Source organism: Streptomyces sp. TAA204 (assembly GCF_000424965.1).
The window spans coordinates 1-13,198 of sequence record NZ_AUKW01000027.1; the positions used below are offsets into that span (position 1 = coordinate 1).

Sequence of the window (13,198 nt, forward strand, 5' to 3'; positions counted from 1 at the left end):
CTGCCTGGTGTGTCGTTGGCCTGGGGTGCCTGGGCGCAGGACGGGATGCTCTCCGAGGCGGACGCGGAGCGTATGGCGCGTTCGGGGATGCCGCCGCTGACGGTCGAAGAGGGCCTTGAGCTCTTCGACGCCGCGCTCGGGGGAGCCGAAGCGGTGCTCGTGCCGCTGCGGCTGGACCTGCCCGCGCTGAAGGCACGGGGCGAAGTCCCGCCGCTGCTGCGTGGGTTGATCCGCGCCCGCTCCCGCAGGGCGGTGGCCGGAGTGGAGTCGGCCGACTCCCTCGTACAGCGACTGACGCCGTTGAGCGACTCCGAGCGCAACGAGCAGATGATGGAGTTGGTGCGCGGCCAGGTCGCCGAGGTGCTGGGTCACTCCGATCCGGGTGAGATCGAATCGGACCGCCAGTTCCAGGAGTTGGGCTTCGATTCCCTGACCGCCGTGGAGTTGCGCAACCGGCTGACCACTGCCACCGGGATCCGGCTGCCCGCGACGCTCGTCTTCGACTATCCGACCCCCGCGGAGCTGGTGGACTTCCTGTGTGCTGAACTCCTCCCGCCCGGAACCGCGCAGGCCGGCAGCCCCAGCTCCCTCCTGAAGGAACTGGACCGGCTGGAGAAGGCCCTCGGAGAGACGACCGTCGATGCGCAGGTCCACAAGCAGGTCGCGGGCCGACTGGAGGTGCTCAGGACACGTTGGGCGTCGTCGGGCGGTGAGTCCACGAAGAGCGGCGACGGCGAGGTCGATCTCGACTCGGTCTCGGACGACGAGATGTTCGACCTGCTCGACAACGAGCTCGGCCTGTCCTGAGCGCGGCAGGGACGGGGCGGCGTGTCCCGACGCCGTCCCGGCCTGCCGTGTCCGCCCCGGTCCGTACGTGCCCCTGTGCATCCCCCTGCCCCGCGGGCGCCCGCGCGCCCGGCCCCGTCCTGGCGTGGCCCGCGCGCCGCTCAGCGGGAGTCCGTCCACCCATCGCTCCCGAGTCTCCCGAGTTCGGGTGAGTTCACTAGTGCCCTGTCCGTGACCATGTGCTCCATGAGTTCTGCCGACTCCGGCAGGCGGGAAGGAGCCAGTCACATGGATGGTCGGACGCTCGTGATCGGCGTGATGGGCCTGGGTTCCGTGGGGGAGGGCATCGCGCGGGCGCTGCTCGCCGGCCCTCCTGAGTTCGAGGTCGTCGCCGTGGACCAGGATCCCCGTCTGGTCAAAGCCGTGGGCGGGAGGCTGGAGAGTCACAGGCCGGACGGCGCCGGACTGAGTCTTGGGGCGGAACTCAGCGATCTCAAGGGGGCTGACCTTGTCATCGAGTCGGTGTCTGAGGAGCCGCGCGTCAAGGAGAACGTGCTGCGTCAACTCGATGCTGCCTGCTCGACCGGCACCGTCATCGCCACGGTGAGCGGCGCGATGCCCGTGGAGCAGCTCGCGGCGGCGTCCGGACGTCCCGAACGGGTGCTGGGCGTGCGCGCCCATCTGCCACCTCCGCACGGCCGGACCGTCGAGCTGGTCGGCACGGCCATGACGTCACCGGAGGCGATGCGGCTGGCGCGTCAGGTCGTGGAGGGCGCGGGCAGCGAGGTCGCCTCGCTGGGTGAGGCGCCGGGCGAGGCGGCGACGGAACTGGTCTACGGCTACCTCAATGAGGCGGCGGCGATGGTGGAGCAGGACTACGCGACCGTGGAGGACATCGACACGGCCATGCGGTTCGGCTGCGGACTGCCCTACGGTCCGCTCCGGCTTCTCGACCTTCTCGGACTCGACACCGTGCGGGACACGCTGCGGACTCTCCACAACCGGACGGGGAACGGCGCTCTTCTCCCGTCGGCGCTCCTTGACCGGATGGTCGAGAGGGGCCACCTCGGGCGCAAGTCCGGGCACGGCTTCTACCGCTACGACGACGAGGGCGAAGTCGTGCCCCGCGCGAAGGACTTGAGCGACCCGGGCCGCTCCCTGCGTGACATCACGCGGATCGGGGTCGTGGGCTCCGGGACCATGGCCCGTGGCGTCACGGAGGTCGCCGCGCGTGCGGGCATACCGGTCACGCTTGTGGCGCGCAGTGAGGAGAAGGCGGGCGCCGCGTTCGCCGCAGTCGACCGGTCGCTGGTACGGGCCGAACAGCGCGGGCGGGTAAGCGAGTGCGAACGCCTCGAGGCGCTGGGGTGGGTCAATACGACGGACGACTACGCCGAGCTGTCCCGGTGCGACCTGCTGATCGAGGCCGTGGCCGAGGAACTGCCTCTCAAACAAGCCGTGTTGGCCGAGATGGACGTCGTGGCGAAGCCGGGCGCGATCCTCGCCACCATCACCTCCAGCCTCTCCGTGACGGCGTGCGCGCAGGCCACCAGCCGTCCCTCCGATGTGATCGGGCTGCACTTCTTCAACCCCGCACCGGTGATGAAGCTGGCCGAGGTCGTGCGTACCGATGACACCGCTCCCGAAGTCCTCGCTACGGCCCACGCGTTGGCGCGGGCGCTGGGGAAGAAGCCGGTGGACTGCACGGACAGAACAGGGTTCATCGTCAACGCCCTGCTCTTCCCGTTCCTCAACGAGGCGATCAGGATGCTCGACCGCACCGGCGTGACCGTCGAGGCCGTCGACTCGGCGGTCACCACGGCCTACGGCCATCCGATGGGTCCCTTCACCCTGCTCGACACCGTAGGGCTCGATGTGTCGCTGGCCATTCTGCGGCGGCTGCACGAATCCGCTCCGGACGCGGGCCTCGCGCCGGCGGCGGCGCTGGAGGAGCTTGTCGCGGACGGTCACCTCGGCCGTAAGACCGGCACCGGCTTCCGCACGGAGAGGATCAGGCCCGGGACCACCGCGGGCAAGGCGACCACCCCGGTGGCCGCCACAGCGGCCGCTCCGGCGTCCGGCGCGGCCTCCGGGCCCGCGACCGGCACGTCCGCCGCGGCGACCACCGCGTGAGGAGACGAGCACATGGTCCTGGACGAGCGGCCGTTCGTCTTCTTCGGGCACGGCAACGGCGGTAGTGGACGAGGGGGCTCTTGCGCCCGGAGGTCCTCGGCGGCGGGCACTTCCGCCTCACGGAGCACCGGACCGGGGCCCTCGCCATCGTCGTCGAGGGCCCCGACTCGCTGATACGGCCGCCGGTACGGCGCTGACACGACGCGCCGGCGTTGACAAGCCGGCGTTGACGCGCCGGCTGAACGCCGGGGGACCGGCTCCAGGGGCGCCCCTACGCCCCTATGCCCCGGCGTGCCGCCGCGCGTACGTCCCCTACGCCCCTGCGAGCAGCCGCGCGTACATGCCGCCGGCCTCCAGCAGTTCCTCGTGCGTGCCGCGTTCGACGACCTGCCCGGAGTCCATGACGACGATGAGGTCCGCGCTGCGGATCGTGGAGAGCCGGTGGGCGATGACGAAGCTCGTCCGCTGCGCCCGCAGCGAGTTCATCGCCTCCTGGATCAGGACCTCCGTACGGGAGTCGACCGAGCTGGTCGCCTCGTCCAGCAGCAGGATGGTCGGTCCGGCCAGGAACGCCCGCGCGAGGGTGATGAGTTGCTTCTCTCCGGCGCTGACGCTGGAGGAATCCTCGTCCAGCACCGTTTCGTATCCGTCGGGGAGGGCGCGGACGAAGCGGTCGACGCATGTTTCGCGCGCGGCGGCCACGACCTCTTCGCGTGTCGCGTCGGGGCGCCCGTAGGCGATGTTCTCCGCGATCGTTCCGCCGAAGAGCCACGCGTCCTGCGGGACGAGGCCGATCGCCCCGCGCAGGTCCTCGCGTGTCATGGAGGCGATGTCCGTCCCGTCCACCGTGATGCGCCCGGCGTCGAGTTCGTAGAAGCGCATGAGCAGATTGCCCAGGGTGGTCTTGCCCGCCCCGGTCGGGCCGACGATGGCGACCACCTGGCCGGGTTCGGCGGTCAGGGAGAGCTCCTCGATCAGTGGCGTGCCGGGGAGGTAGCGGAAGGAGACCTCCTCGAACTGCACGCGTCCCGTGACCTTCCCGGGCCGTACGGGATCGGCCGGGTCGGGAATCTGCTCCTCGATCTCGAGCAGGTCGAAGACGCGCTTCATGGAAGCCAGCCCGGACTGGAACTGTCCGGAGAAGTTCGCGACGTCGGTGATCGGCCTGCTGAACATGGTGGAGTACTGGACGAACGCCTGCACGTCGCCGACAGAGATCGACCCGCTCGCGACACGCAGCGCCCCGATGACCGCCACCAGGACGTAGTTGAGATCGGTGACGAAACGCGTCGTGGGCCCGATCAGACCCGAGGTGGCCTGTGCGCGTGAAGCCGCTTTGAAGAGCGTCTCGTTGTGCTCGTCGAAGACGCCCTCCGCCAGGTCGCGCCGGCCGAAGCCCTTGACCAGCGAGTGGCCGGTGTACATCTCCTCGATGTGGCCGTTGAGCGTGCCGGTCACGTTCCACTGCTCAGCGAAGCGGGGCTGGGCGCGTTTGCCGAGCCACGTCGCGATCAGTACGGACACGGGCACGCTCACCAGCACGACGATGGCCAGTTCCCAGGAGATGACGAGCATCATCACCAGCACGCCCAGCACGGAGATCAGCGAGTTGAGTATCTGGCCCAGAACCTGTTGCAGGGTCCGCTGGAGGTTGTCCACGTCGTTGGTGACCTGGCTGAGCACCTCGCCCCTGGAGTGGCGGTCGAAGTAGTTCAGCGGCAGTCGCGTCAGCTTCTCCCCGACCCGTTCCCGCAGCGTACGGACGCCGCTCTGCACGACGTACGCCACGAGGCGGCCCTGCGCGAGCATGCACACCGACCCGATCAGGTACAGCCCGAGGATGAGCAGCAGCACCAGGCCGAGTTGGGTGAAGTCGACGCCCTGACCGGGTACGACATCGACGGTTTCGATCACGTTGGCGCGGGTGTCCTGGCCCTCCGCGCGCAGCTTCGCGATGAGTTCCGCCTTGCTGGCTCCGGCGGGCAGCTCCCGGCTGATGAGGCCGGCGAATATCAAGTCCGTGGCGTAGCCGAGGAGTCCGGGGCCGAGCAGGTTCAGGACGATGGAGCCCAGACCCAGGGCGATCATGGCGATCATGGTGCGGCGAAAGGGACGCAGCAGCGCCATCAGCCGGGAGAGGACTCGGTCGCCCTGCTCCGTGGCCGGCGGGAGCGGACCTCCCGGCCACAGCGGCTTGGGCCGGCGGTGCCGCCCCTTGCGCTTCCGCTTCTTTACGGGCGGGTTCGGCGGCTCGTACGGCCGCGTCTGCTCGACACTAATTACCGGCGAGAGCACCGGGCGCCTCCTGAAGTGCGGGTTGCGAGAGCGCCATCTCCCGGTAGGTCTCGCTGTCCCTCATCAGCTCCTCGTGTGTGCCGACCCCGGCGACGCGCCCGTCGTCGACGACGACGATGCGGTCGGCGTTCTCGACCGTGCTGATCCGCTGTGTCACGAGAACGACCGGCGCCATCGCGATCTCCTTTGCGAGAGCGGCCCGCAGGGCGGCTTCGGTGCCGTGGTCGAGCGCCGAGAAGCAGTCGTCCAGAAGGTAGACCGACGGCTTGCGCAGCAGCGTGCGGGCGATGGCCAGGCGCTGCCGCTGACCGCCCGAGACATTCGAACCGCCTTGGGAGACCGCCGAGTCGAGCCCCTCCTCCATGCGTTGCACGAAGTCGCGTGCCTGGGCCACTTCCAGGGCGTGCCACAGCTCCTCGTCGGTGGCATCCGGGTTGCCGTACCGCAGGTTGCTCGCGATGGTGCCGGAGAAGAGGTAGGGCTTCTGCGGCACGAATCCCACGGTGCGGGTGAGCACTTCGGGGGCCAGGTCACGGATGTCGACTCCGCTGACGGACACGGAGCCCGCGGTGACGTCGACGAGTCGCATCGCCAGGTTCAGCAGCGTCGTCTTGCCGCTGCCGGTGCCGCCGAGCACCGCCACCGTCTCGCCCGGCCGTACGTTCAGGTCGATCCCTCGCAGCACCGGCATCTCCGCGCCCGGGTATCCGAACTCGACGTCGCGCAGGGTGAGATCGCCGGTGACGATCCAGGGCTCGACCGGCTCCTGGGGAGCCGGGACGCTCGTCTCCGTCTCCAGCACCTCCCGCACACGGCTCGCGGCGACCCGGGCGCGCGGTGCCTCCGTGAACACCAGCGACACCACGATGATCGACATGATGATCAGGGCCAGATAGCTCAACAGGGCGTTGAGCGCGCCCAGTTGAAGTTCACCCGAGTCGATGCGGCGCCCCGCGAACCACACCAGCGCCACCGACAGCGCGTTCATCGCCAGCATCAGCGCCACGGGGATGGCCGCCATCAGGCGGCCCACGCGCAGCGCCACGTCGAAGAGGTCGGTGTTGGCCCGGCTGAACTTCTCCCGCTCGCGGCCGTCCTGAACGTAGGCCCGGATCACCCGCACCCCGCTGATCTGCTCGCGCAGCAGCTTCCCGACGCGGTCCACGCACCGCTGCATCAGGTCGTAGGAGGGCCCCAGCCGCTTCAGCAGCACCGCCATGCAGACGCCGATCACCAGCACCAGGGCCATGAGCATCAGCGCCAGGGGCGGGTCCTGGTACAGGCCGAGCGCCATGCCGCCGACGCACATGATGGCCGCCGAGACCGCCACGTCGAACACCATCATGGTCAGCCGCTGAATCTGCTGCACGTCGTTGACCGTCCGGGTGATCAGCGTCGGAGTGCCGAATCGGCCCATCTCGCGCGCGGAGAAGTGCATCACCCGGCGGAAGACGGCTGAACGCAGGTCGCGGCCGAGCCCCGCGGTCGTGCGGGAGGAGAGGAGGACGGCGCAGCTCGCGGTGAGGACCTGCACGAGCGCGACGACGACCATGACGACGCCGGTACCGGTGATGTAGTCGGTGTCGCCCTTGACCACACCGTTGTCGATGACCGCGGCGTTGAGAGTCGGCAGCAGCAACGTCGCCAGAGTCTGGACGAGTTGGAGCGTCAGCAGCAACGCGACCCTTCTGCGGTACGGGCGCAGGTGGGCATACAGCAGTCTGATCAGCACTCGACACTCCGGTCACAGGGTCGGCACGGCCGGCTGCGTCCAGTGGAACGCGCCGGGCACCCGGAGAACCCCTAGTCTTCCGCGGCTCCGCCCTGCCGCTGCCGTCCACATGGCCTGCGCCGGAAGTCTCGGAGATTCCCTAGTTCCTGGAGTCCTACGGTGAGACCGCTACGGACGGTGACTCGGCGTCGGTGCCAGGAGGTTCATTCATGACTGTGCAGGAGATCGTCAGCGCCGTCCGCTCCGGTGGGGCGGACTCCCGGGACTTCGCCGCGCTGCCCGTGCCGGAGAGCTACCGGGCGGTGACGGTACGGGAAGAGGACGCCGGGATGTTCGAAGGAGTGGCGAGCCGGGACAGGGACCCGGTCAAGTCACTTCACGTGGAGGACGTCCCCACCCCCGAACTGGGTGCCGGGGAGGCACTGGTCGCGGTCATGGCCAGTTCCATCAACTACAACACGGTCTGGTCCTCCATCTTCGAGCCGCTGCCGACGTTCGGCTTCCTCAAGCGCTACGGCAGGACCTCGCCGATGGCCGCGCGGCACGACCTGCCGTACCACGTTCTGGGGTCCGACCTGTCCGGCGTGGTGCTGCGCACCGGCCCCGGCGTGAACGCCTGGAGTCCGGGGGACGAGGTGGTGGCGCACTGTCTCTCGGTCGAACTGGAGTCTCCGGACGGCCACAACGACACGATGCTCGATCCCGCACAGCGGATCTGGGGCTTCGAGACGAACTTCGGCGGCCTCGCCGAGATCGCGCTGGTCAAGACGAACCAGCTGATGCCCAAGCCCGCCCACCTCACCTGGGAGGAGGCGGCCTGCCTCGGGCTGGTCAACTCCACCGCCTACCGGCAGTTGGTCTCCGCCAACGGCGCGGGCATGAAGCAGGGCGACACGGTGCTGATATGGGGCGCCTCCGGTGGGCTCGGTTCGTACGCCACCCAGCTCGCGCTCAACGGCGGTGCCACCCCCGTCTGCGTGGTCTCCAGCCCGGCCAAGGCGGAGATCTGCCGCCGCATGGGGGCGGAGCTGATCATCGACCGCTCGGCCGAGGACTACCGCTTCTGGTCCGGTGAGGACACCCAGAACCCGAGGGAGTTCAAGCGCTTCGGTGCCCGCATCCGCGAACTGACCGGCGGGGACGACCCCGACATCGTCATCGAACACCCGGGACGGGAGACCTTCGGCGCCAGCGTGTTCGTCACCCGCAAGGGCGGCACCATCGTCACCTGCGCCTCCACCAGCGGATATCAGCACACCTACGACAACCGTTACCTGTGGATGAGCCTGAAGCGCATCGTCGGGTCGCACTTCGCCAACTACCGCGAGGCGTGGGAGGCCAACAGGCTGGCCGCCCGCGGCAAGGTCCACCCCACCCTCTCCAGGGTCTACGCCCTGGACGAGGCCCCCCAGGCGGCTTCGGACGTACACAACAACGTCCATCAGGGAAAACTCGGCGTGCTCTGTCTCTCCCCCCAGGAAGGGCTCGGGGTGCGTGACGAGGAACTGCGGGCGCGCAACGCCGAGGCCATCAACCGGTTCCGGACGCAAGGGAACTGACGGTGCGCCAGCACAGCCGGCGCGAGCCCGGTGACCCGGCGGCCACGCCCCGCCAGGACGGGTCCCCGGCGGTGCTGACCGGCGCCCCTCCTCCCTCGCCGCAGCGGGCACGCCTTCGTACCCGCGGACATCCGGTGTTCCGCCCACGCACGTCCGGCCGACTGTCGAGATGGGTTAGTTGAGATGGACAACGAACAGAAGCTCCGCGACTACCTCAAGCGGGCGAGCGCGGACCTTCGCAGGACCCGGCAGCAGCTGCAGGGCATGGAGGAGGCCGCCCAGGAGCCGATCGCCGTGGTCGGCATCGGCTGCCGCTACCCCGGTGGCGTCTCCTCGCCGGAGGACCTGTGGCGGATGGTCGCCGGCGGTGGGCACGGCATCTCCGAATTCCCCACGGACCGCGGCTGGGACCCGGAGCTGACGGGCCTCTCCAGCACCGGCTCCGGAGGATTCCTCCACGACGCCACGGACTTCGACGCCGACTTCTTCGGCGTCTCACCGCGCGAGGCAGTCGGCATGGACCCCCAGCAGCGGCTGCTCCTGGAGGTGACCTGGGAGGCCGTCGAACGGGCAGGGATCGACCCGACGTCGATGAAGGGCACCCAGACCGCGGTCTTCGTCGGCGCGATGGCACAGGACTACCAGATCGGCCCCGAGGACGCGGGCGACGGCTTCCAGCTGCTGGGGAACTCCAACAGCGTGCTCTCCGGCCGCATCTCCTACACCTTCGGACTGCTCGGCCCCGCCGTCACCGTCGACACGGCCTGTTCGTCGTCCCTGGTGACGATGCATCTGGCCGCCCAGTCACTGCGGGCGGGTGAGTGCTCCCTCGCGCTGGCGGGTGGCTGCACCGTCATGTCCAGCCCTGCCACCCTCGCGGAGTTCAGCCGCCAGGGAGGCCTGTCCGCGGACGGCCGCTGCCGCTCCTTCGCCGACTCCGCGGACGGCACGGGCTGGGCCGAGGGCGCCGGCGTGCTGGTGCTGGAGAGGCTCTCCGACGCACGCAGCAACGGCCACGAAGTGCTGGCCGTCCTGCGAGGCAGCGCCGTCAACCAGGACGGCGCGTCGAACGGCCTGACAGCCCCCAACGGCCCGTCCCAGCAGCGCGTCATCCAGCAGGCCCTGATCAACGCCCGGCTCTCCGCCGACCAGGTCGACGCGGTCGAGGCCCACGGCACCGGCACCACTCTCGGCGACCCCGTCGAGGCGCAGGCGCTGCTGGCCACCTACGGACGCAACCGCGACGAGAACCGCCCGCTGCTGCTCGGTTCGGTCAAGTCCAACATCAGCCACACACAGGCCGCCGCCGGTGTCGCGGGCGTCATCAAAATGATCATGGCGATGCGTCACGGTGAACTGCCCCGGACGCTGCTCGTGGACGCCCCGTCCTCACACGTCGACTGGTCGGCCGGTGCCGTACGGCTGCTCACGGAGAACCAACCGTGGCCCGAGACGGGGGAGTTGAAGCGCGCCGCCGTCTCCTCCTTCGGCATCAGCGGCACCAACGCCCACACCGTCATCGAACAGGCCCCGGAACCCGACTCCGCGGGGGACGAGGGCACACAGCCCGAGCCCCTCTCCGAACCCGGCGTCCTGCCCGTCCTCGTCTCCGGAAGGTCCCGTGACGCCCTGAGGGCACAGGCCGCACGCCTGCTCTCCCTGACGGGCGACGAGAACGGAGAGATCCACGGGAGCGAAGAGGACTCCGCCGGCGGGACCGCCGCGCCGGGCGCGTCCACGGCACCGCGGCCGCTCGACGTCGCCTACTCGCTCGCCACCACACGCACCGCCTTCGAACACCGGGCGGTGCTCCTCACCGGCGGAACCGACGGCACGGACGGCACGGACGGCACCGGCCGCCTCCGGGACGGCCTGACTGCGCTCGCCGAAGGGCGAGCCGCTCCCGGCATCGTCCAGGGACACACCCGCGGCAGGGGAAAGCAGGCGTTCCTCTTCACCGGCCAGGGTGCGCAGGCCCTCGGCATGGGGCGCGAACTCTACGAACGCTTCCCCGTCTTCGCGGAAGCCCTCGACGAGGTCCTCGCACACCTCGACGCCGAAGTCGGCACCCCGCTGCGGGAGGTGATGTGGGGCGAGGACGCCGAGGCGCTGGAGCAGACCGTCCACGCACAGCCCGCGCTGTTCGCGGTGGAGGTCGCACTCTTCCGGCTCGTCTCCTCCTGGGGTGTCCAGCCGGACTTCCTGGCCGGCCACTCCGTCGGCGAGGTCACCGCCGCCCACATCTCCGGGGTGCTCTCCCTGCCCGACGCCGCCAGGCTCGTGGCCGCACGCGGCAGGCTCATGCAGAACCTGCCCGCGGGCGGCGCCATGGTCTCCCTCCAGGCCACCGAGGACGAGGCGGCCCGGCTCCTGGACGGACGCCGGGACCAGGTGTCGCTCGCGGCGGTCAACGGCCCCTCGGCCGTCGTCGTCGCCGGTGACGAGGATGTCGTGACCGAGATCGCCGACCACTTCGCCGCCCAGGGCCGCAGGACCAAGCGGCTGAAGGTCTCCCACGCGTTCCACTCGCCCCGCATGGAACCGATGCTGGAGGAGTTCCGGGAGACGGTGGCCGGCCTGGCACTCCAGGAGCCCCTGATCCCGCTGGTGTCCAACACCACCGGCGAGCAGGCGCGAGTGGAGCGCGTCACCTCCCCCGACTACTGGGTGGAGCACGTGCGGCGCGAGGTGCGGTTCGCCGACGGCATCCGCTGGCTGCACGACCACGGCGTCACCACCTTCCTGGAACTCGGCCCCGACGGCGTGCTCAGCGCCATGGCGCAGGACTGCCTCGGCGAGGCCGACGACCGGGTGACCGTCCTTCCCGTGCTGCGCTCCGGGCGTCCCGAGACGGACTCCGCGACCGCCGCCCTCGCCGGTCTGCACACCCGCGGCGTGGCGGTACGGTGGGCCGAGTTCTTCTCGGGTACGGGTGCGCGGCGTGTCGACCTGCCCACCTACGCCTTCCAGAGCAAGCGGTACTGGCCCAAGGGCGGCGGCTTCCGGCAGATGGCGGACCTGCGTTCCGCCGGGCTGGGAGCGGCCCACTATCCGCTGCTGTCCGCCGCGGTCTCGCTCGCCGACACGGACGGCGCCCTGCTCACCGGCCGGCTCTCACTCCAGTCGCACCCCTGGCTGGCGGACCATGCCGTCCTGGGGAACGTGCTGCTGCCCGGAACGGCGTTCCTGGAGCTGGCCGTGCGGGCGGGCGACGAGGTCGGCTGCGACCGCGTCGAGGAACTGACCCTGACCGCGCCCCTGTCCGTGCCGGAGGAACTCGGCGTCCAGGTGCAGGTGTCGGTCGGCAGGCCCGATGCCTCCGGGCGCAGGACCGTGAGCATCTACTCCCGTCCGGACGACGACGACTCCCGTCCGTGGACGTCGAACGCCAGCGGCGTGCTGGGCAGCGGCACTCCGCCCGTGACGTTCGACGCGACCGTCTGGCCGCCCGCCGGTGCCGAACCGGTCGACGTGGAGGGCTGCTACGAGCGGTTCGCCGGCGCCGGGTTCGAGTACGGGCCCGTCTTCCAGGGGCTGCGCGCAGCCTGGCGGGGCGGTGACGGAGAGATCTTCGCGGAGGTCGCCCTGCCCGAGGGCGTCGAAACCGACAACTTCGGCCTGCATCCCGCACTGCTCGACGCCGCCCTGCACGCGGCGCTCCTGGGAGGTGACAGGGGCGACGGCACCGGCGACGGCAGCACGAACGGTGCCGCGGGGATGCCGTTCTCCTGGGAGGGCGTGTCGCTGCATGCTTCGGGTGCCTCGACGTTGCGTGTGCGTCTGACGCGTGGTGGGGACGGCGCGTTGACGGTGGCGTTGGCTGATGCGGGCGGTTCGCCGGTCGCTTCTGTAGAGTCCCTGGTCACGAGGCCGGTTCAGGCCGATCAGGTGGGCGGTGAGGCCGGTGGGGGGAATCGCGACTCGCTCTTCGAGGTCGTGTGGACCTCGGTGGCCGCGTCGTCCGATGTCGACGGTGTGCCGGCTGTGGTGGGTTCGGATGTGCTGGGCCTTGCGGGGATCGTTGGCGCACAGGGCGCGTACGCCGATCTGACGGCACTCGCGGCGAGTGGTGATGAAGTGCCGGTGCCGGGTGTGGTGTTGGTGCCGGTGGTGGGTGATGCGGACGGTGGCGTGGCCGGGTCCGCGCATGTTCTGACTGCGCGTGTGCTGGGTGTGGTGCAGGAGTGGTTGGCCGGGGAGCGGTTTGCCGCCTCGCGGTTGGTGTTCGTCACGCGTGGTGCTGTCGCGGGTGAGGATGTGGCGGCCGCCGGTGTGTGGGGTCTGGTGCGTTCTGCGCAGTCGGAGCATCCGGGCCGGTTCGGTCTGCTGGATGTGGATGCGTCGGAGGCGTCCGCGGCTGTCGTGCCGCAGGCACTGGGCGTCGACGAACCTCAGGTGCGGCTGTGTGAGGGTGAGGTTCTGGCGCCGCGTCTGGCCAGGGCTGGTGTGCCGCGGGCAGAGGCCGCGTGGGGTGCCGATGGCACGGTGTTGGTCACGGGCGGCACGGGTGGTCTGGGCCGGGTCGTGTCCCGTCACCTGGTGGTCGAGCACGGTGTGCGGGATCTGCTGTTGGTCAGCCGCCGCGGCATGGAGGCCGATGGTGCGGAGGAGTTGGTCTCCGAGCTGTCCGCGTCGGGTGCCGAGGTTCGGGTGGCCGCGTGTGATGTGGGCGACCGTGCCGCCCTGGCGGGGT

The 13,198-nt window shown here is 70.2% G+C and carries 6 protein-coding genes; 4 read left to right on the top strand and 2 right to left on the bottom strand.

The window, feature by feature from the left end:
- Nucleotides 1–807: phosphopantetheine-binding protein (locus H343_RS0124455; protein WP_028433273.1), on the top strand; the 807-nt coding region annotated here is incomplete at its 5' end.
- A gap of 267 nt (nt 808–1,074) precedes the next feature.
- The gene (locus H343_RS32650; protein ID WP_078506085.1) at nt 1,075–2,919 is read left to right on the top strand and encodes a 3-hydroxyacyl-CoA dehydrogenase family protein; all 1,845 of its coding nucleotides are present in this window, start codon (nt 1,075–1,077) and stop codon (nt 2,917–2,919) included.
- Between the two features lie 312 nt (nt 2,920–3,231).
- Here the strand turns inward: H343_RS32650 and H343_RS32655 are convergent, their stop codons facing one another.
- Complete coding sequence (locus H343_RS32655) at nt 3,232–5,046, bottom strand: ABC transporter ATP-binding protein (protein WP_051265972.1); 1,815 nt, start codon at nt 5,044–5,046, stop codon at nt 3,232–3,234.
- 148 nt (nt 5,047–5,194) lie between these two features.
- On the bottom strand, nt 5,195–6,946 hold the full coding sequence (locus H343_RS0124475) for an ABC transporter ATP-binding protein (protein WP_028433274.1): 1,752 nt from the start codon (nt 6,944–6,946) through the stop codon (nt 5,195–5,197).
- Between the two features lie 209 nt (nt 6,947–7,155).
- On the opposite strand from H343_RS0124475, the gene ccrA reads away from it, so the two are divergent.
- On the top strand, nt 7,156–8,505 hold the full coding sequence (gene ccrA, locus H343_RS0124480; protein WP_037905012.1) for a crotonyl-CoA carboxylase/reductase: 1,350 nt from the start codon (nt 7,156–7,158) through the stop codon (nt 8,503–8,505).
- A 183-nt stretch (nt 8,506–8,688) separates the two neighbouring features.
- A partial coding sequence (locus H343_RS0124485; RefSeq protein WP_028433276.1) for a type I polyketide synthase occupies nt 8,689–13,198 on the top strand: 4,510 nt, incomplete at its 3' end.